Source organism: Paenibacillus solisilvae (genome assembly GCF_042656405.1).
Lineage (GTDB): Bacteria > Bacillota > Bacilli > Paenibacillales > Paenibacillaceae > Paenibacillus_Z > Paenibacillus_Z solisilvae.
This window is the reverse complement of record NZ_JBHSOW010000098.1, coordinates 26,153-44,393: the sequence shown is the minus strand read 5'-3', so window position 1 is coordinate 44,393 and position 18,241 is coordinate 26,153. Positions and strand designations below refer to the sequence as shown.

Annotated in this window: 22 protein-coding genes and 1 pseudogene; 15 read left to right on the top strand and 8 right to left on the bottom strand. The window is 51.3% G+C overall.

The genetic code is table 11. The features are described 5' to 3' along the window. Positions 1 to 31 precede the first annotated feature (31 nt). The 3 genes and pseudogenes from ACFPYJ_RS26080 (at position 32) to ACFPYJ_RS26070 (ending at position 3,215) form a co-directional block, all read left to right on the top strand. A pseudogene (locus ACFPYJ_RS26080) lies at positions 32 to 1,576 on the top strand (DUF4153 domain-containing protein). A 3-nt stretch (positions 1,577 to 1,579) separates the two neighbouring features. Next, the gene (locus ACFPYJ_RS26075) at positions 1,580 to 2,554 is read left to right on the top strand and encodes a hypothetical protein (RefSeq protein WP_379191165.1); all 975 of its coding nucleotides are present in this window, start codon (positions 1,580 to 1,582) and stop codon (positions 2,552 to 2,554) included. Between the two features lie 82 nt (positions 2,555 to 2,636). Then, entirely contained in the window at positions 2,637 to 3,215 is a 579-nt protein-coding gene (locus tag ACFPYJ_RS26070) for a ThuA domain-containing protein (RefSeq protein WP_379191164.1), read from the top strand. Between the two features lie 8 nt (positions 3,216 to 3,223). Here ACFPYJ_RS26070 and ACFPYJ_RS26065 read toward each other — a convergent pair whose 3' ends face one another. Genes ACFPYJ_RS26065 through ACFPYJ_RS26050 form a run of 4 tightly spaced genes read right to left on the bottom strand, consistent with a single transcriptional unit; the run spans position 3,224 to position 5,033 of the window. Next, positions 3,224 to 3,457 carry a hypothetical protein gene (locus tag ACFPYJ_RS26065; protein WP_379191163.1) on the bottom strand — a complete coding sequence of 78 codons (234 nt, stop codon included), beginning with the start codon at positions 3,455 to 3,457 and terminating at the stop codon, positions 3,224 to 3,226. Next, positions 3,414 to 4,193, bottom strand: a complete 780-nt coding sequence (locus ACFPYJ_RS26060; protein ID WP_379191162.1) for a GerAB/ArcD/ProY family transporter — start codon at positions 4,191 to 4,193, stop codon at positions 3,414 to 3,416. The genes ACFPYJ_RS26065 and ACFPYJ_RS26060 overlap by 44 nt, the downstream gene beginning before the upstream one ends. Then, positions 4,186 to 4,584, bottom strand: coding sequence for a Ger(x)C family spore germination protein (locus ACFPYJ_RS33235; RefSeq protein ID WP_465263369.1), 399 nt, complete (start codon positions 4,582 to 4,584; stop codon positions 4,186 to 4,188). The genes ACFPYJ_RS26060 and ACFPYJ_RS33235 overlap by 8 nt, the downstream gene beginning before the upstream one ends. Continuing rightward, on the bottom strand, positions 4,485 to 5,033 hold the full coding sequence (locus ACFPYJ_RS26050; protein WP_379191160.1) for a hypothetical protein: 549 nt from the start codon (positions 5,031 to 5,033) through the stop codon (positions 4,485 to 4,487). Before ACFPYJ_RS26050 ends, ACFPYJ_RS33235 begins: the two co-directional genes overlap by 100 nt. A gap of 429 nt (positions 5,034 to 5,462) precedes the next feature. Between ACFPYJ_RS26050 and ACFPYJ_RS26045 the strand changes: the two genes are divergently transcribed. Together ACFPYJ_RS26045 and ACFPYJ_RS26040 are read left to right on the top strand one after the other, a co-directional pair. Next, positions 5,463 to 5,756 carry a hypothetical protein gene (locus ACFPYJ_RS26045; protein ID WP_379191159.1) on the top strand — a complete coding sequence of 98 codons (294 nt, stop codon included), beginning with the start codon at positions 5,463 to 5,465 and terminating at the stop codon, positions 5,754 to 5,756. 16 nt (positions 5,757 to 5,772) lie between these two features. Continuing rightward, positions 5,773 to 6,669 carry a hypothetical protein gene (locus ACFPYJ_RS26040; RefSeq protein ID WP_379191158.1) on the top strand — a complete coding sequence of 299 codons (897 nt, stop codon included), beginning with the start codon at positions 5,773 to 5,775 and terminating at the stop codon, positions 6,667 to 6,669. Positions 6,670 to 6,739: 70 nt separating this feature from the next. Here the strand turns inward: ACFPYJ_RS26040 and ACFPYJ_RS26035 are convergent, their stop codons facing one another. Then, positions 6,740 to 7,294: a hypothetical protein gene (locus ACFPYJ_RS26035; RefSeq protein ID WP_379191157.1), complete on the bottom strand. Its 555-nt coding sequence runs from the start codon at positions 7,292 to 7,294 to the stop codon at positions 6,740 to 6,742. Between the two features lie 72 nt (positions 7,295 to 7,366). Between ACFPYJ_RS26035 and ACFPYJ_RS26030 the strand changes: the two genes are divergently transcribed. Further along, complete coding sequence (locus ACFPYJ_RS26030) at positions 7,367 to 7,603, top strand: multicopper oxidase domain-containing protein (protein WP_379191265.1); 237 nt, start codon at positions 7,367 to 7,369, stop codon at positions 7,601 to 7,603. A 183-nt stretch (positions 7,604 to 7,786) separates the two neighbouring features. Here ACFPYJ_RS26030 and ACFPYJ_RS26025 read toward each other — a convergent pair whose 3' ends face one another. Beyond that, on the bottom strand, positions 7,787 to 8,062 hold the full coding sequence (locus ACFPYJ_RS26025; protein ID WP_379191156.1) for a GNAT family N-acetyltransferase: 276 nt from the start codon (positions 8,060 to 8,062) through the stop codon (positions 7,787 to 7,789). 216 nt (positions 8,063 to 8,278) lie between these two features. On the opposite strand from ACFPYJ_RS26025, the gene ACFPYJ_RS26020 reads away from it, so the two are divergent. The 4 genes from ACFPYJ_RS26020 (at position 8,279) to ACFPYJ_RS26005 (ending at position 11,034) form a co-directional block, all read left to right on the top strand. Continuing rightward, positions 8,279 to 8,722, top strand: coding sequence for a MarR family winged helix-turn-helix transcriptional regulator (locus ACFPYJ_RS26020; protein WP_379191155.1), 444 nt, complete (start codon positions 8,279 to 8,281; stop codon positions 8,720 to 8,722). 93 nt (positions 8,723 to 8,815) lie between these two features. Next, positions 8,816 to 9,766, top strand: coding sequence for a ring-cleaving dioxygenase (locus ACFPYJ_RS26015; RefSeq protein WP_379191154.1), 951 nt, complete (start codon positions 8,816 to 8,818; stop codon positions 9,764 to 9,766). Continuing rightward, positions 9,763 to 10,368 (top strand): alpha/beta hydrolase, encoded by a 606-nt coding sequence (locus ACFPYJ_RS26010; protein WP_379191153.1) that lies wholly within the window; start codon positions 9,763 to 9,765, stop codon positions 10,366 to 10,368. The genes ACFPYJ_RS26015 and ACFPYJ_RS26010 overlap by 4 nt, the downstream gene beginning before the upstream one ends. Positions 10,369 to 10,422: 54 nt before the next feature. After that, complete coding sequence (locus ACFPYJ_RS26005; protein WP_379191263.1) at positions 10,423 to 11,034, top strand: flavin reductase family protein; 612 nt, start codon at positions 10,423 to 10,425, stop codon at positions 11,032 to 11,034. Here the strand turns inward: ACFPYJ_RS26005 and ACFPYJ_RS26000 are convergent. Then, positions 11,015 to 11,977, bottom strand: coding sequence for an RNA polymerase sigma-70 factor (locus ACFPYJ_RS26000; protein WP_379191152.1), 963 nt, complete (start codon positions 11,975 to 11,977; stop codon positions 11,015 to 11,017). The genes ACFPYJ_RS26005 and ACFPYJ_RS26000 overlap by 20 nt on opposite strands. Next, the gene (locus ACFPYJ_RS25995) at positions 11,946 to 13,250 is read right to left on the bottom strand and encodes a phytoene desaturase family protein (RefSeq protein ID WP_379191151.1); all 1,305 of its coding nucleotides are present in this window, start codon (positions 13,248 to 13,250) and stop codon (positions 11,946 to 11,948) included. Before ACFPYJ_RS25995 ends, ACFPYJ_RS26000 begins: the two co-directional genes overlap by 32 nt. 277 nt (positions 13,251 to 13,527) lie before the next feature. Between ACFPYJ_RS25995 and desA the strand changes: the two genes are divergently transcribed. The 5 genes from desA (at position 13,528) to ACFPYJ_RS25970 (ending at position 18,041) form a co-directional block, all read left to right on the top strand. Further along, entirely contained in the window at positions 13,528 to 14,568 is a 1,041-nt protein-coding gene (gene desA, locus ACFPYJ_RS25990; RefSeq protein WP_379191150.1) for a Delta(5) desaturase DesA, read from the top strand. A 117-nt stretch (positions 14,569 to 14,685) separates the two neighbouring features. Next, positions 14,686 to 15,492, top strand: a complete 807-nt coding sequence (locus ACFPYJ_RS25985) for an amino acid ABC transporter substrate-binding protein (RefSeq protein ID WP_379191149.1) — start codon at positions 14,686 to 14,688, stop codon at positions 15,490 to 15,492. Positions 15,493 to 15,510: 18 nt separating this feature from the next. Continuing rightward, complete coding sequence (locus ACFPYJ_RS25980) at positions 15,511 to 16,188, top strand: amino acid ABC transporter permease (RefSeq protein WP_379191148.1); 678 nt, start codon at positions 15,511 to 15,513, stop codon at positions 16,186 to 16,188. A 12-nt stretch (positions 16,189 to 16,200) separates the two neighbouring features. Beyond that, entirely contained in the window at positions 16,201 to 16,983 is a 783-nt protein-coding gene (locus ACFPYJ_RS25975) for an amino acid ABC transporter ATP-binding protein (protein WP_379191147.1), read from the top strand. A gap of 131 nt (positions 16,984 to 17,114) precedes the next feature. After that, a complete protein-coding gene (locus tag ACFPYJ_RS25970) occupies positions 17,115 to 18,041 on the top strand; it encodes an ArsR/SmtB family transcription factor (RefSeq protein ID WP_379191146.1) in 927 nt (308 codons plus the stop codon). Positions 18,042 to 18,241 lie beyond the last annotated feature (200 nt).

The window sequence follows — 18,241 nt, the reverse complement described above, 5'->3', positions numbered from 1 at the left end:
GTTAGATAGGTTGAAAGCGGAGGTATTCACGATGAACATCAAATCTGCACCGCTGTTAGGTCGGTCGCTTACGGCGCTGCTGGCGTCGCTCGTACTCACATTCGTGCATCATTATTTATTTTTTGGCAGCGATCCGGGCGTGTCGTTCCCCATCTTTGTCATTCTCTTCTACGGGTTTATGTTTCACTTGGCGCAGGATAGAATGCGGGCTCAAATGGGGTTCGGATGGCTGCTGCTGATCTCAGTCATCATGCTGTCCATGACGTATGTCCTGTTCAGCAATTCATTCTTCTACGTGCTGAACATGCTTGCCGTGCCGCCTCTGATCTTCATACATATGTCGTATATGCTGGGTTCAAGGCGAATGGAGTGGTCGAATCCCCGGATCCTTATCGATGCGCTGGATCATCTCGTTCCACAGAGCTTCCGGCATTTCTTCACAGCCATGAAGGTCGTCAGGTTCTCTGCCGTCCGCAGAGTAGGAAAGCACCGCAAGAATGTCATTGGCAAAGTATTGACCGGTCTTGCAGTCGCGGTTCTATTCTTAGTCATTGTCATTAAACTGCTGGCCTCGGCGGACGGAGTGTTTAATCATCTGCTGTCCGGCATTCCGAATTGGCTTGATCAGCTCACTTACAGCGAGAGCATCATGCGGGGAATATGGGTCGTAATCTTCAGCTTCCTGTTCTTCGGTTATCTCTGGGGGTTTGTGAAGCCGAAAGTTTACCAGTGGGAAAAGGATGCAGCAGCGCAAGCTGCGGAGGGTGAGGCCGGCAAGGACTGAGCGCTGTCCAAAACAAGCGTTCAGCTCGATCCGATCATCCTTGCGACCGTGTTAATCGCCTTCAATGCCGTCTACGTTCTGTTCGTCTTCGTACAGTTCAGTTATCTGTTCGGGGCTTGGCAGGGGGCGCTGCCCGAGGGAAGCTCCTATGCAGAGTATGCGAGGAGCGGGTTCTTCGAGCTGATTGCGGTATCGCTGATTAACTTTGTGATGATGCTGATTGCACTGAATTTCGGCAGCGGTCACGGGCAGAGGAGGCTGCAGCAGTTTATCCATGCGCTGCTGTATGTCTTAGTGGGATGCTCCGGCGTCATGCTGTATTCTGCTTATATGAGGCTGGCGCTGTATGAGGACACGTACGGCTACACCTATATTCGCTTCTTAGTGCATGCGTTTATGATCTTCCTGGCCCTGCTCTTAATTATCGCGGGGCTCCGGATCAAATACCCTCGAATACCGCTTGCCAAATGGTATATTATCCTTGCATTAGTTTCGTATGTGCTGGTCAATTACGCAGGCATGGACCGTATTATCGCATTTAATAACATCGAGCGCTTCCGGGATACCGGCAAAATCGACGCTCATTATTTGGCGGGTCTATCCACTGACGCTATGCCGAGGCTCATCGGCTTCAGCGAGGAAGAATATCCGCAGCTGAAGACGCTTCTGCAGGAGCGGTTGGAGCGTTTACAAGCCAGCAGGCTGAACCGAAGCTGGCCTTCGTTCAACTTATCGAAGTACCGGGCGGAGCGGGCATTGAACCGTTATTTTATAGAAGGAAAAGGGAGTTAACCCATGAAGGATATCGAGCTGCTCTACAATGGATTGTCAATCATAGCAAGCAGTAAAGCACAAACGGGCGATCATTGGGAAGCTCATTTCGGAGCGGCTGCAATCGCCGGTTATTTCTTCGTGCGGGATAATGATCTATCCGGGGAGACCGGTGCAGGTGTCACGCGCCAAGCGACTGCGATGGTGAACCGTTACCTTGGCGGCACTGATGCCGGCGGGAATGCCGCTGGAGGAGGTACAGGAATTGGCCTTCAGGAAGCGGAGTCGCTGATCCTTGCAGAGCTGGACAAAACCATTGACGGGCTGCACTGGGTAGGACATCCGGTCATTTATTCGGCCATCAGCCTGCTTGCTCTTCATGAGCTGGGCGGCTGGGGAAGTGAGGAGGAAGCTGCCGGAATCGCGGCGCTAATCCGCTCATTCGAGAGGACGATACCCGGACGGTCATGGATCGGCTATTCCACATCCGAAGTGAAGCGGGTGCAGCTGGAGGAGGAAGACCGGATACCCGATATTCATCATCCGGATCAGCTGTCGAAGTTCATTCTCGGTGAGCTGGCCGCTTGCCAAACGATATATAGAGCCGAAGCGCATCATGATTTATTGGGACATATGCTTACTTATTCGGATGCGCTCAACTTGTTGTATGATCTGGGTCATGGGGATTTCTTCCGGAGGGGCCTAACACCGTTATTCAAGATGGTCAAGGTGCTGAGGGCAAGCCGCAGCTTACATCCCGGCGATGACCTGAGGGTCTTCTCGCCTGTCGACCGGCTGCCGTTATCGGAGTGCAAGCGATCCGTTTGGCTGCCTACTGAGCTTGAATATTGGTCTTTTGACTACAGCGGGATCGATTGGGATTTTGGGCATGTCTTCAAGTTCCCCTTCAGCTTCTACAATCATCTAAAGCGTGATCTGATTGCCGGAGCCGGTGCAATTGAGCATTTCCGCTATATTATCCTTGCGCCTGATCAATAAGCGGTTGATGCATCATCCACGCTCTTCCCCCCGATATCCATTCCATCTGAATAGATGATAACCAGGGGAGACTGCCGAGATCGTGGCTCAGATTTTGCGGGAGGAACATTTTAACGTTGAGATTTCAGACACCCTTGATGTTTTTCTGGACACTGAGAAGCTGAAGCGGACCGATTTGATCGTTCCCTTATGGACAGCAGGTGTCATTACCAGGGATCAACTGCACAACCTGCTCAGTGCAGTTGCCGCCGGAACCGGTCTGGCTGGGCTGCATGGGATGGCAGATGCTTTCCGCTGCGAAATTGAATATCAAGGCATGGTCGGAGGACAGTATCTGGAACATCCCGGTGACCAAGTGACCTACCGGGTTCATTTCCCGTATCCTTATTATCCGCTTGTCGCAGGAATAGGCGATTTTTTCGTGAAGACCGAGCAGTATTATTTGATGGTGGATCCGTCGATTCAGGTTCTGGCTACCTCGTACTTCGACCGGGTCAATCCCCCTTTGGTCTGGAGGCCTGTGGTGATGCCCGTCGCTTGGATCAAGCAATACGGGAGCGGGCGGGTCTATTATACCTCGCTCGGTCATAGTCCGGATATTGTGAAGCTTCCTCAGGTCACAGCTATGCTTCGCCGGGGCATGGTGTGGGCAGCGCGATAGAGCCGCGGTTATTCTCCGACGGCTTTTGATTTTTTGTCAGGGCCTTTGATCAACGCGATCAAGGTGAGCAGAAGCAGCGGCGCAAAGTTAGCGATGCCATTCCACAGCGGCCATACGTTCCCCCATTTAATCTCGCTATCGTATAACACAATAGAGAGGAACAAGTTGATAAGTGCAAGAGGAAAAATAAGCAGCCGTTCATCCTGCAGCCGGAACAGCCGGGATAAAGTCAAATTCAGCACGAACAATGCGACCGCAGCTTTCATATACGAACCGGCAATCAGGGGACATGCCGATGACGGATTCGATCCTTTGGACGATTTCCTGAATGTCGATCATACGCGCGACCATATACAAGGAAAACTTGATGTCCCCGATCGCAGGCCCGAGCACCATATTCACGCAAAGCACGGACAGGATGAGAATGATTATGTTGAGCAGCAATGCAATCAATGCAATGAACATGTATCGTTTCATGCCGTATTTAATGCCCTGCTTTTTCTTGACGAACGGCAGAATCGTGGCGAATAGGAAGATTTCTGCATATGGGAATCCGAACGTGAAATAAGCACCATGCATAATCGGCTTGAATCCTTCAGGCATGATGGGAAGAAGCTGATCCATCTTATAATTGGGTATCGATAACAGCAGTACGATAAAAACAAAAAACAGCATGATTAGGATGAGGTTGGTAAACATGCGAACCATTACTTCAATGCCTGCCCGCACCGTGAAGGCAATGAGCAAAAAGATGAGGGAATTTAACACGAATATAGGCGTTTCCCTCATCATCGTGGTGGTCACGAATATGCCCACATCCAGCACGATCCCGGAAACCATATGAAACACGAGCAGGATAAAAGGGATGGATAGCAGCGCCGTCAACCAAGGTCCGAGCAGCTGCAAATCAGCGATCAGCTTGCCGAATTCCTGCTCAACCGTTTTTTTAACCCTTTCTTTGAAAGCGGTCTCATCCATTTTGTTTGTATAATTGAATATAAGGCAAAAGGGCAATCCCCACTTGGCTTTTTAATTGAATGGTCAAATCAAGCAAATTCGTTTTTACCGTTTTCGCCGAGTAGCGGGTTGCCGAGTATTCCATGGTCCTCAGCTGCTCGCCAATCGTGGATTCAATAAACGGCGAAACGTTTAAATACTTGCCAGCCTTTCCCTTTGCTGCCATGACGAGGACTGTCCCCCTCGGCTCGTGATCCCTGGAGAAGAAATCCATGATTTCCCCGATATCATGCCGCTTGATTACCTGCTCGCTTATGAGGATAACCCGCATATGATCCCATTTGGCTTTGCGTCCGGAATGGATGGTGATGTCCCGGATGGCTTCGAAAATCGTGTTCGCTTCGGTTTCAATCGTGAACGAACGGGAAGGGGGTTGTTGTCCGCCTTGCTGCGATCCGCTGCCCCGCCTGCTGGTCTGAAGAAAAGTGTCGTCAATTTCAGGTTGCTCTCACCTGCCTTGTCGATGGAAACGGCTTGGACGTAGCCGCGCTTGGAAGAAACTCCCTGGTTCTCGAAAAAACGGATCACATTTTCCGGGGCAATAACAGATAGGACCTCTCCGGATTCCTGAGAGGCGAGGTCCCGAAAGGCGGATTTGATAAAGAGAACCTTTTTCTCATCTGCCAATGTATCGCAATGAACCGAGAGAGCTTGATATTGATAAGTGGAACCATATTGGTACGGCTGCATCATGATGTCATAGCAATTTGCCAGCAGCTTGTCCAGTTCCTGGCGGTTATCGGACAAGCTTTGTGAAATCGGCTGATTCGTATTTAGTTGAGAGCTAGTATTGGATGTCATAGTGATTCCTTTTCTATAGGCAATCTAGAGGTATATTATCCCCTTGCTGGAAAGAACCATTCATTATTGGAAGGTCTTTTTCTTACGCGGCGGATTCGGGATTTTAGGGGAAGACAGCGCCGATATGGAGCAAGGCGGACAGGTCATTTATCAGCTTTAGCTTGGCCGATAACCAATGAAGCTATGAATCGGGTTATCGTTATTTCAAAGACTGCCAGGGTGTATCCGCGTTCGGCCTGCTGATTAATAGAATGGCAAAATGGCTGTGCAGTCGCTATTTTACTGCATCTAACCGAACAACCAAGCCTATTTTACGAAAAACAATCTCCTTTAATCGTGAAAGACATATCCTATTAGTAATGACAATACTACCGACTTGGGTGTGGATGGATGTAAAAGTTTCAACGTTAAAGGAGGGGACTGAATATCATGGGATACGGCCGCCGTTCATCACGACCCAAAATTAATATCGCTATCAACAATATCAATGTCACAACCATGAGCGGATCAGCCTCTTTTAACGTTGGAGACTTCGCAGTCATTGACCCGATCAGCAGTCAGAATACGTATACCAAAAACTTTAACAGCAACAACAACGCCAGCAGAACGACAACCACTCAGCATGGTGGAGCAGGCGCGTTCAATACGGGTAACAACAACCGGTTCAATACGCCGTTTAACCGCATAAACGATCTTGGCAACGGCGGAAGCGGGACTATCTGACCAGGAGGAATTCAACGTGAATTTGCAGACTTACGCCTACCAGTGGTATCCGTATTCATACATCGAACCTCCCGCTGCGTATCAGAGCGCATATCCATACTCCAGCAATGATTCCTATACTCAGGCATATAATGAGAAAATGATCCAAACCATGCAGCAGCTGCAGCTTGACCAGCAGCATACATCGCAAACCATGCAGCGGGTTCAGCATGACCAGAGGCGTACATCGCAATTTATGCAGCAGCTGCAGCATGACCAGCAGCGTACATCGCAATCCATGCTGCATTTGCAGCGCCAGCTCACTGACATTCAATCCGCCGTGGCGCAAATGAACCAGAACCGCCAGCCATCCAATACGTACGTCCATAACGATTTTGATAAGTTTGAGATTTTTCTCGATTCGATCAGCGTCCAGACGCTCAGCGGTTCTTTGCAGATCGGATTGTTCAACGGTTCCGCGGCTACCGGCGCTTTACCTCCCGTTGTCACAACGACGAATATAACGAGTCCACCCCATGCCCAGACTGCTCCTGGTGGAACTCAGGCTGCTCCTGCTGGTGGAACTCAGGTTCCTGCCCAGGTTCCTGACTCGGGTGCTGCTCCAGCTGCACCAGAGCCGACTGAGACCCTGCCTGCGGGAGAAGAGGACTTTGTCGGCAATCTCATACCCGGATCGCCAATCCCTCAAGGTTTCAGCATTCCGCCGGGACTGCCGCTTCCGCCGGGATCATCGATTGGGACCGGTATCATTCCGTTCTCGACGGGTGAAGAATCGCCTTCTTCCGCTCTTCCGGCGGGAGTGACAGTCGTTCCGCCAGGCATGTCGCTGCCTCCCGGAGCGGTCGAGATCGGACCTGGTCTCGCCGTGCTGCCCCCTGGAACATCACTGATTGCTGCCGGATCTGGCGCCTAGACGCCTCCAGAAGGCCGAAGACGACAATAAAGACACGGAATAGGGCGGTTACAGCCGCCTGTTCCGTGTCTTATTTGAAATTCCGTCTCATATCTTCCAGCTTCTGCTTTAGAAATTCGCGTTTCATCGCCTTCATTTCATCCTTCATCTGTTTGATGAGCTCGGCGTCTTCCTCTCTTTGCGGATTCATCGTAACAGGGGCAGGGGAGCCTTGACTTGACGGGATGGTTTTGCTGGATTGCTGTAGGTTGCTCTGATACGTTTCCAGGGCGGGCCGCCTTGACAGGTCGAGCTCTGCAAACGGAGTGCCCTGGCTCTTCATATCGTTTTTCCAATACTGATAAGTCCGCTCGTACAAGCTCTTCACTTCCTGCTCGCTCAGCCAGTCTTTTCTTTGCCATTCGTCGATCGTCTCATTGATCAGAAACTGCTGAACCGCCATCTTAATCTCCAGGTTCAGAATTTGATCGGAGATCGTCCCGATAACCTCCTCCATTAATTTGGAATAATCAGGAGAGTAGGGAGTGCTGCCTATACGTTTCTTAATCGGTTTAGATGCAGCAGGTTTGCGTTTCTTGCCGGCGGCACGTGATTGCTTCCGGCGTCCAGATTTCTTCCGAAGCAATAGAAGCGCTCCTTTTATAGATCATCATAGTGCTGTTCTACTATATGCCGGAGGAAGCACGACTCGTGACACATTGGCCGATCCGCATGTATTCCACCGACAAGCGGGAGCCCATGGTGGTCCGATACGCTGTACGTCGGCCCGGGTGAGAGGTATGAGGCTGCCTTTCTCGCGGATAATCCAGGCATATGGATGGATCATTGTCACAATCTGGATCATGCGAAAGTCGGCATGTCGATGCATCTTGCCTACGAGGGGGTCACGACTCCCTTTGTACTCGGGACGGAGTCACATAACCATCCCGAATAGATGGATTATGGAGGAAACCGGGGGCGGGCCATTGCAGCATCAATATGGAGCGAGCAGCGTATGAGCTGCCACGGCCGGGTGGGCCGGATGGATTTTTACAGCATATAAGCAAAACCGGAGGCGCTGCTTGAGCGGCCTCCGGTTGTTATGTGTTTGTAATGGACAGCAGAAGGCGGCAAATCATTATTGCTTCCAAACGTCATGATATTCTTTCTTCCGTTTGAATTGCGACAATGCATACGAGCAGACGGGGATAATCATCTTATTCGTTTCACGGGCGTAATCCACGACGCGCTTCACGAGGGCTTCGGCAATTTTCTGGCCGCGCAGCGCCTCCGAGACAAAAGTATGATCGATGACCAGGGTATCCTCCCCTTGAGGCACGAATGTAATTTCAGCTGCCCGTTCCCCGTTTTCTTCGATAACAAAGCTGTTTCCTTGTTTGATCAATTCGCTCATCCCGCATCACCTTTCCCTATCTCTCAATTGACGGTTTCGCTGCCGAGCCCGCCTAGTTGTCCATTTCAGTATGAAATAGCGGATGGATTAAAGCAACCCGTTTCCTGCGCGCAGCAGAACGAAAATAACCAGTTGACAAAAGCCTGACATTGTATTATCTTTAATTTAAGATAAAACAAACCGAGATAAACGAAAATAAGAGTTGAGGTGAACAGCATGGGACAATCTAAGGATGATTCCTTGAATCTCTTCATCGTACTTTCTCGAGCAAGCCAATGGGTTAATGCACATGCCGACCGGGATATTCGGTCACACGGGCTGAACCGTACCGAGTTTGGCGTACTGGAGCTCCTTTACCACAAGGGGGCACAGCCGATCCAGCAAATTGGCGGCAAAGTACTCATGAGCAGCGGCAATATTACGTACGTGGTGGATAAACTGGAGCAGAAGCAATTCGTGCAGCGCAAGGCTTCCACGGAAGACAGGCGTCTCATCTATGCGGAGATCACGGACAAAGGCAGGCAATTTATCGAAGAAATCTTCCCGGCGCATACGGCAGTCATTGAGAAGGCTGTAGCCGGACTGACGCCCGAAGAGAAGAAGACAGCGAGCCAGCTGCTTAAGAAGCTGGGAAGTTTCGCTCAGGAGAGCTTCAAGTAGGTATCGGGCCGTGCCTGATAGCTGCGCTCTCTTTTCTCATATATCTTAATTTAAAGATAATTATATTCCACAATGATAAGGAGATGGATTAGGATGGCACAACAAACGGCCGGTATCCACCATATTACTGCTTTTGTAAGAAATGCGCAGGAAACCGTTGATTTCTACTCAGGTGTACTCGGACTGCGCTTGGTGAAGAAAACAATCAATTTCGATGCGCCTGAAGTATACCATCTGTATTTCGGAGATGAGGCAGGCAGCCCGGGCACGATTATTACCTTCTTCCCTTGGGCGCATTCACGCAAAGGGCAAATCGGGGCAGGACAGGTTGGCACAACGACCTATGCCGTACCGGTTGGCGCATTCGGATTCTGGCAGGAGCGGCTGACGAAGCTCCAAATCCCCTTCACCTTGACACAGCGGTTCTCGGAATCTTATCTGGAGTTTGTTGATCCGGACGGACTGCAGATAGAGATCGTCGAGCGCGGGAAAGGAGCGCCAAGTACGTGGTCATTCGGAGGTGTCCCGGCTGAGAAAGCGATCAAAGGCTTTGGCGGCGCCATTCTATACAGCGGAGCGCCTGACAAGACGGCGAGATTGCTGGAGCAGGTGATGGGGCTTAGGAAATACGGGACAGAAGGGCCTTATGCAAGGTTCATAGCATCCGGAGAGCTGGGCAATATCATTGATGTGAACATTGCTGCGATGCCGATGGGGCATGGCGGAGCGGGCACCGTGCATCATATTGCATGGCGCGCCGCAGATGATGCGGATCATCTGAACTGGAGAAATAAAGTGATCGAAACCGGCTTTCAGCCTACACCTGTCATCGACCGCCAATATTTCAACGCCATCTATTTCCGTGAGGCGGGCGGCATTCTGTTCGAGATTGCTACGGATCCGCCGGGCTTCGCGCGGGATGAAGATCCGGATCAGCTGGGGGAGCATCTGATGCTGCCAAGCTGGTTGGAAGAAAAACGTGCTGACATTGAAGCTAATTTGCCGCCTATTGAAGTGCGGGTACTGGAGGAGGATTCCAAGTGAAACATATCTATCAAGCAGGAACGGATTCAAATGCGCCCGTGCTCGTTCTATTCCATGGAACCGGAGGAACCGAACGGGACTTGCTGCCGCTGGCAGGGATGATTTCGCCAGGATCTTCGGTACTGAGCGTTAGAGGCAATGTACTGGAGAATGGAATGCCGAGATTCTTCCGCCGCTTGGCGGAGGGCATCTTCGACGAGGAAGATCTCATCTTCCGGACGAAGGAGCTGCATGAATTTCTGGATCAAGCGGCTGCCGAATATGCTTTCGACCGAGACAATCTTGTCGCGATCGGCTACTCCAATGGCGCTAATATAGCGGGCAGCCTGTTATTCCACTATCCCGGTGCCTTGAAGGGCGCTGCCTTGCATCATCCTATGGTTCCCAGAAGGGGAGCCCTGCTTCCGGATTTGACGGGCCTGCCCGTCTTCATCGGAGCAGGGAAGAATGACCCGATCTGTTCCCCTCAAGAGACGGAAGAGCTGAGCGGTCTGCTGGAGCAGGCGGGTGCATCCGTAACGGTTCACTGGGAGAGCTTCGGCCATCAGCTGACTTCATCTGAAGTGAATGCGGCTGCGGAGTGGTTTAAGCAGGCTTTTTAAGCGATAAGGAATGATAGAGGATGACAGCATAATGGGAGGCTGAAGACGTTGACGATGATTTCGATTGACCCCGTGAGCCAAGGTGAACGGGATAATTACAAGCTGCTGACGGGGAGCATTATCCCAAGGCCGATCGCATTTGTTACGACCCTTTCCAGCAAAGGGGTTCTCAATGCAGCACCGTTCAGTTATTTTAATGTGGTTACCGCCAATCCCCCTATGGTCTCGGTATCGGTCAACCGCAAGCAGGGGGTCATGAAGGATACAGCCAGAAACGCGGCAGCTTCCGGCGCTTTCGTCGTCCATATTACAGATGAATCTTACATTGAACAGATTAATGTAACAGCTGCCAACCTGCCGCCCGATGAGAGCGAAGTGGATTTGGCTGGATTGACGCAGGCAGCCAGCATGAAGATCGCTGTTCCTGGGGTTGCGGAGGCCAAAATCCGGATGGAATGCGTGCTCGAACAGGCGATCCCGCTGGGTGGAACGGAAGATTCGCCTGCAGCGGATTTATTAATCGGAAGAGTGGTGTATTTTCATCTGGACGAGGCTGTTTATGAGAACGGCCATGTGGATGCAGAGGCGCTTAAGCCGGTCAGCCGGCTCGCCGGCAATCTGTATGCCAAGCTGGGAGAAACATTCGCTATTGACCGCCCGCAATAATAAGAGGCTCAACCCGTGCCAGCTTATCCGGGTTCACTATGATGAAGATCGCAGCGATGCGGTCTTCTTTAACGTCGAAGGAGAAGACGGTCGACGGCTGTCCATGGACGTAAGTGACCAGACCCGGCGTGCCGTTGACGAGAGCCTCCCGGTAAGAGAAGCCCTCTGGCACCTTGGCCAGCAGTCCGGATAGAAACCGTGTGATGAATTCGGCCCCGAAGATCGGACGAATGGCAGCCCGTACTTTGCCGCCGCCATCGGAGTACAGTGTTGCTTCGCTGGCCAGCATGCTCATCATTTCCTGGGCGCTGCCCGATGCGAGTGCATGGATGAATTGGCTGATCAGATTTTTTAACTGAGTGTTGTCGAGCGGGCTCTTAAGGGCAGAATCAGGATGAAGCCCGGCGTCTGCCGCCATCTTGGCATCTGCCGGTATGTTCATGATGCTCCGTTTCGCCCGGTGGAACAGCTGCCTGCAGTTGGTGCTGCTCCTGCCGACCATAGCAGCGATTTCCTCGTAGTCAACCTGCAGCACCTCCCGCAGCAGGAACACAGCCCTCTCCACGGATGAGAGCTGCTGGAGCAGCAGCAGATAGGCCGTCGAGAGGGATTCATTTTGCTGATACCTGTAATATGGGTCGTTTGTATGATTCTCTAAGCTGACCAGAGGCTCAGGAAGCCAGGGCCCGACATATACCTCGCGCTGCTTCCGGGCGGAACGCAGATAATCGATGCATCGGTTCGTTACGATACGGCATGAGTAAGCTTTGATATTCTGAATGGGCTCCTGTTTGGAGGAGGCGAGCTCCAGCGCCAGAAACGCCTCCTGAACGATATCCTCCGCATCCGCTGCACTCCCCAGCATCCGGTATGCCAAGGAGAAGAGCAGCGGCTGAAGCGATGGGTACAGCTCATCGATAGCTGTATTCGGGTTCCTGTTCATGAGATTCCTCCCTCAACAATTGCTGAACGGCTCTTCTTGCGCTTGCAGCCGCTGCATCGACAAGCATTTCTCCGTGGCTCGCCCAGTCTCCTGCAGCATACAGGCCGCCAATCTCCGGCACGGCAGGCCCTGGCCGAAGATCCGTCCGCCCTGTATGCATATGGTCCCCGGCAACCGTAATATGGGGCAGGTACTGCTCGGCGACGACCTCCTTCTGCCATCCCGGATGAAGCTGCGACATTGTGTCTTCCAGCAAGGCACGGTCTAACGCAGAATCGCTGCGGCCTGGCCCGTTGTACTTTATGAGATGTACGACGACGGAGCCATCCCCGCTTAGTTTAGCCGCTCTGGAGTGATTGGTGAAGAAGACCGGCTGGTCAATTCCGATAGCAAAATGCCGGCCTGCCACGGGAAGCTTCCGCAGACAGAGATCCAGACACGCGGCTGTAATTGGACGAGCCTGCGCGGCCCAGCGATGCAGCGCGGTGTGTTCAGCATCGCCACGGAGCAGCTTAATCGTCTCTGCAGGTGACAGCGTCGAGATCACCTTATCTACCTCCAGTGTATCTCCGCATTCCATGCGAAGCTTCCGCACCCGGTTATCATATTCGATTTCGCGCACATGCTGATGATTGAGGACGGTGACGCCGCCGGCTTCAGCCAGCCCGCGCAGTGCATGAATAATGCTTTGCCAGCCGCCGTCAATATACAGGACACTGCTTTTGAGTGAGCGCTGGATCTGCTGGATAACGGGACCGGTCAGCTGATAGTCGATGTCCCGTGAATAAGTGGCGGTGCGGCATAACGCATAGAACAGATGGCGAACCATAGGCAAGCGTATTTCGCTCTCTGCCCACACGCGAAGGCTGACAGCCGGCATTGCGGCTGCATTCAACCTGCCTAACCTGATCATAAACCGCCCGAACGCAAATTTCTCCGGTAAGGACAGAAGCTTTGAAGTCAGCAGCGTGAGCGGGTCCCCCGGCAGAGGAACAAGAGAATCTCTCCATATCGCTGAACCGGCCGCAAGTGGGACGCCTCCATCAAGCTTAACTCCAAATTCTTGCAGCATCGCATAGGCTTCTCCACCGCGGTACAGCGCATGCCCGCCCAGGTTGAACAGTGCGCCCTTCTTGTTCACGGTCATGGCGCGTCCGCCAAACTGTCCCGATTTCTCGAGCAGCACCACGGACTTGTTCGCCTTCGAGAGCTCCACCGCTGCAAGAAATCCCGCCATACCTCCGCCAATAACAGCTGTATCCACTTTTCTCATACGCTCGCCTCCATTTGGTCTATATCCTTAAGTCGAAATGGGGGATCGATTTGTGACATCAAGGGTATGGAAAATGTTTTTCCAGCATTTCAGCCCGTATTCAGGTATACTTGGTCAGAGTTCTGAAACCATTTCGGTTCCAAAACGTATGAATGAGAATGCACGTAATATTTATGTACGAATGGAAACGAAGAGAAGCGGTTGGAACGTATGAATGGAAATTAGTTAAGCGATTACAGCTTAAAGTAACGTAAGTCAGAGAGGACAATGTGAATTAATGTTTCAAGAAGAGCAAGGCAAATGGCGACAGGATATCGCAGCTTACGAAAGACCACGGATTCGTCATAGTGTATGGCAAATCATAAACACGTTATTGCCTGTTTTTCTACTTTGGTACCTGGCTTATGCAAGTCTATCGGTATCTTATTGGCTGACCCTTGGCTTGTCTATTGTCTGCGGAGGATTTCTCGTACGGACGTTCATTATTTTTCACGATTGCTGTCATAAGTCATTCTTCAAGAACAAGATAGCGAATGAAATTATCGGTACAATAACCGGAATTATGACCTATGTGCCCTTTCGACAATGGAGACATACGCACAGCGTTCATCATGCAACGAGCGGGAACCTGGATAAACGCGGCACAGGGGATATTTGGACACTGACAGTGGATGAATATTTGGCTGCATCGAAGCTGAAACGACTGGTTTATCGCCTGTATCGCAATCCATTCTTCATGTTTATTATCGGCCCGATTTATATATTTCTTCTCGATTACCGTTTCAACCGGAAGAAAGCAACGACCAAAGAACGGATTAACACGTACATTACGAATGTGGCTATCGTCGGCAGCGCGGCTGTGCTGTGCTGGGCCATCGGCTGGCAGGCGTATCTGATGATTCAAGTTCCTGTTTTCTTCGCTTCAAGCATGACAGGAATCTGGCTCTTCTATGTACAGCATCAATACGAAGAATCTTACTTCGAAGAGAATGAACAGTGGGATTATGTCAAGGCGGCTATGCAGGGAAGCTCGTTCTACAAGCTGCCGAAGGTATTGCACTGGATTACCGGTAATATCGGGTATCACCATATTCATCATCTAAGCCCCCGGGTGCCCAATTATAATTTGGAATCGGTTCATAATAAGCATGAGCGGTTTCGTAATGTGCAGACGATTTCGCTGTTAACGAGTCTGCAATCCCTGCGGTTTCGGTTGTGGGACGAACATACGAAACGGTTCGTGGGATTCAGGGATGTTAAAAGCCTGGCGGCCCGTAAGCTGACGCTTCCGCTCATCCCGGAGAAAAGAATATCGTAATATATCACTGCCGTATGGTACGGGGAATCGACTTCCCTGCGCCATACGGCATTTTTAGTTAGAATGAGAAGGGTCTATAGGTGACATACTAACCCCAAGATTTGGGGGGTGATGCAGATGAAGAAATATTGGACAGCCGGATTCGTTCTCCTATTAATCGCTGCAATGCTTTGCACAGCCTGCGGGAAGGAGAACAACAATACGACGAAGCCCTCCGGCGGCAATGTACTTGAGGTCATTAAGTCGAATGGTGAGCTGCGAGTCGGAACGGAAGGGACCTATGCGCCCTTTACGTTTCACGATAAAGACGGAACGCTCAAGGGCTTCGACGTGGATATCGCCAAGGAGGTCGCTAAGCGGCTTGATGTAAAGGCGACCTTCATTGAGACGAAATGGGACGGCATGCTGGCAGGTTTGGATGCCAAGCGCTTTGATATGGTAGCCAATGAAGTGTCTATCCGCGACGACCGCAAAGTGAAATATGATTTCTCCGATCCGTATATCGTCTCGAAGTCGGTCCTGATCGTCCGGCAGGACAATCAGGATATCAAGAGGCTGGCAGATCTGAAGGGCAAGAAATCCGGGCAGTCGCTCACCAGCAATCTGGGCGATATCGCCAAAGCCAACGGTGCGGTGATCGTTCAGGTCGATGGCTTCAACCAAGCGATCGACCTGCTGGCCTCCAAGCGGATCGATGCCACGATCAACGACAGCTTATCGTATCTCGATCTTAAGAAGCAGCGCCCTGATGCCCCGATTAAAGTCGTCGACGAGACAAGTGATGCGTCGCAGAGCGGGCTGCTGTTCCATAAAGGCAGTGAGCCGCTGGTGACAGCCGTGAATAAGGCGCTTGCTGACATGAAGGCGGACGGGACTTATTTGAAAATATCGCAAACTTATTTTGGCGCGGATGTTTCCAAGTAAAGCGGGTGGACGGAGAGCATGAGCGATAGAACGGAGCGGCTGCTTCACATCTTTGCGGACTCTTTCCTGCCCCTGCTGAAGGCCGGAGCCGCATTTACAGTTCCATTAACGCTGATTTCCTTCGTTATCGGTCTGATTCTGGCTATGATTACAGCGCTTGCGCGGCTGTCGGACTTTAGGCTGCTGGCCCTTATTGCAAGATTCTACGTCTGGATTATCCGGGGAACGCCGCTGCTCGTGCAGCTATTCATTATTTTCTACGGGCTGCCGAGCATCGGCGTGACGATTAATGCATTTCCCGCAGCCGTTATCGGATTCTCGCTAAGTGTCGGCGCCTATGGCTCGGAGATTATCCGCGCTGCGATCGTATCGATACCGAAGGGGCAATGGGAAGCGGCTTATTCGATCGGGCAGACACGCGCTCAAGCGCTGCGCCGGATCATCCTTCCGCAGGCGGCCCGGGTTTCAGTCCCGCCATTATCCAATTCCTTCATCAGCCTGGTGAAGGACACCTCTTTGGCTGCGTCGGTAACGGTAACGGAGCTGTTCCAGAAGGGGCAGCAAATTACGGCTGTCGTCTATGAACCGCTGCTTCTCTACAGTGAGGTTGCGCTCATTTATTTGCTGTTTTGCAGCGTGCTCTCCGGCCTGCAGCGCCGACTGGAGCTTCATTATGACCGGTTCACAGCGGGGTAGAGGAGGCGTGGGATGATTGAAGTACGAAGCTTGACCAAATCTTTTGGTGCGCTGGAAGTGCTGCGCGGGATCGATCTGAATCTGGACAAAGGCCATGTATTAGTCATCATCGGTCCTTCCGGCTCAGGTAAAACAACGCTGCTCCGGTGCATGAATGCGCTTGAGATGCCTTCTTCAGGGAGTATTGTGATTGGCAAGGCCCGGCTCTCATTCGAGCCAGGGTTAAAGCCGAGGAGGTCGGATGTGCTTGCGCTGCGCAAGCAGAGCGGCATGGTGTTTCAGTCCTATCATTTGTTCCCGCATATGACCGCAGTGCAGAATGTGATGGAAGGCCAGATTACCGTGAAGAAGCGGCCGAAGGAGGAAGCTCGTGCAAAGGCGATGGCTCTTCTTGCGAAGGTCGGTCTTGGCGATAAAGGCGAGGCTTACCCGCATCAGCTCTCAGGCGGGCAGCAGCAGCGGGTCGGAATCGCGCGGGCCATGTCGATTGATCCGGAGCTGCTGCTGTTCGATGAGCCTACATCGGCACTTGATCCGGAGCTGGTCCGGGATGTGCTCAAGGTTATCCGGCAGCTGGCGGCCGAGGGCAGAACGATGATGATTGTCACCCATGAGATGAAATTCGCCAGAGAGGTCGCGGACCGGATTATTCTTATGGATGAAGGCGCTATTATTGAAGAAGGCCCCCCTGAACAGCTGTTTAATAAGCCGCAGCAGGAACGGACCCGGCAATTTCTATCGATGCTGGAGGGCGTTGAACCGGCGGCATCCGTTAGCGGCCGCAAACAGATTTAGGGCAGCACGAGAGTAGATGGACTAAGTATCTACGAATCTTATTTTATTACAAAAAAGCTGGACATAATGGTTTAGTATTGTTTAAACTATTAAATAAAGCGTTTTTTTTGTTGATAAAAGGGGTGTCTTTGATGCTTGAACTATCTATTAATAATCCGGATGAACTGGTGAAGGTTGCTCATGCGCTCTCCTCACATACCCGTATCGGTATCATTAAGCTGCTTCTGACTAAGCCGAATCTTAATGTTGTCGATATTGCCCATGCACTCGATATTCCCGTGTCCACAGCTGCGATCAACGTGAAGGTGCTGGAGGAGGCTGAGCTTATTCTGACCGAGCTTCAGCCTGCGACGCGAGGGGCGATGAAGGTCTGCAGCCGGAACTTTGATGACGTACGGATGATTCTTAATCCGATTGCGTCCTACAAAAATCCGAATCAAATCTATGAGGTTGAAATGCCGGTAGGCCACTTCACCAATTTCGAGGTTCATCCCACATGTGGAATAGCAGGGAAGAACGGAATGCTTATACAAGAGGATATGCCGGCAAGCTTCTATCAGCCGGAGTGCAAGAATGCCGAGATTATTTGGCTTCGCCAGGGATGGATGGAATACCGCTTTCCCAAAACTTTATCGGCCAACGCCGTTATTAATTCCATCGAGTTCTCGCTCGAATTATGCTCAGAGGCCCCGAATTATAACAATATATGGCCCTCGGATATAACGGTCTGGATTAATGATGTTGAGGTAGGCTCTTGGCTGTCTCCAGGGGACTTTGGCGATCATCGGGGCCGCCTCAATCCGCCATGGTGGAATGACAGCAGCACGCAATATGGGCTGTTGAAGACTTGGCGGGTGGACAATCACCACAGCGCAGTGGACAACGTTATCGTTTCGTCCGTAACGACACAGGATTTGAAGCTGGACAGCAAGCCGTTTATTTCGTTTCGGATCGGGATAAAGCCTGATGCCCAGCATCGGGGGGGCATTAACCTATTTGGACGGGAATTCGGCGATCATGCCCAAGCCATTGTGATGAAGCTGCAATATACAGAATAATTGTAATTATATAGCAGGGAATGTTCCAGATGGTTTGTGACTACAAAGCATTCTGGACTTTTTTTGTTGAAACAAACAACAAATTTGAAAGAAAGCGTTGACATTACTTATTTTAAGGATATATAATCCGTATATAAACAGATTATATGTAATTAAACAAACAATCAATTAGCATATTGGACCCTTTCGTGAAATGAAAG

Coding starts and splice junctions, on each gene's coding strand:
- ACFPYJ_RS26025 (WP_379191156.1), bottom strand. CDS start 8,062: ATGAGCGAATTGATCAAACAAGGAAACAGCTTTGTTATCGAAGAAAAC.
- ACFPYJ_RS25985 (WP_379191149.1), top strand. CDS start 14,686: ATGAAGAAATATTGGACAGCCGGATTCGTTCTCCTATTAATCGCTGCA.
- ACFPYJ_RS26050 (WP_379191160.1), bottom strand. CDS start 5,033: ATGACATCCAATACTAGCTCTCAACTAAATACGAATCAGCCGATTTCA.
- ACFPYJ_RS26005 (WP_379191263.1), top strand. CDS start 10,423: ATGATTTCGATTGACCCCGTGAGCCAAGGTGAACGGGATAATTACAAG.
- ACFPYJ_RS25995 (WP_379191151.1), bottom strand. CDS start 13,250: ATGAGAAAAGTGGATACAGCTGTTATTGGCGGAGGTATGGCGGGATTT.
- desA (WP_379191150.1), top strand. CDS start 13,528: ATGTTTCAAGAAGAGCAAGGCAAATGGCGACAGGATATCGCAGCTTAC.
- ACFPYJ_RS26060 (WP_379191162.1), bottom strand. CDS start 4,193: ATGGATGAGACCGCTTTCAAAGAAAGGGTTAAAAAAACGGTTGAGCAG.
- ACFPYJ_RS26020 (WP_379191155.1), top strand. CDS start 8,279: ATGGGACAATCTAAGGATGATTCCTTGAATCTCTTCATCGTACTTTCT.
- ACFPYJ_RS25975 (WP_379191147.1), top strand. CDS start 16,201: ATGATTGAAGTACGAAGCTTGACCAAATCTTTTGGTGCGCTGGAAGTG.
- ACFPYJ_RS26015 (WP_379191154.1), top strand. CDS start 8,816: ATGGCACAACAAACGGCCGGTATCCACCATATTACTGCTTTTGTAAGA.
- ACFPYJ_RS26045 (WP_379191159.1), top strand. CDS start 5,463: ATGGGATACGGCCGCCGTTCATCACGACCCAAAATTAATATCGCTATC.
- ACFPYJ_RS26000 (WP_379191152.1), bottom strand. CDS start 11,977: ATGAACAGGAACCCGAATACAGCTATCGATGAGCTGTACCCATCGCTT.
- ACFPYJ_RS25980 (WP_379191148.1), top strand. CDS start 15,511: ATGAGCGATAGAACGGAGCGGCTGCTTCACATCTTTGCGGACTCTTTC.
- ACFPYJ_RS26075 (WP_379191165.1), top strand. CDS start 1,580: ATGAAGGATATCGAGCTGCTCTACAATGGATTGTCAATCATAGCAAGC.
- ACFPYJ_RS25970 (WP_379191146.1), top strand. CDS start 17,115: ATGCTTGAACTATCTATTAATAATCCGGATGAACTGGTGAAGGTTGCT.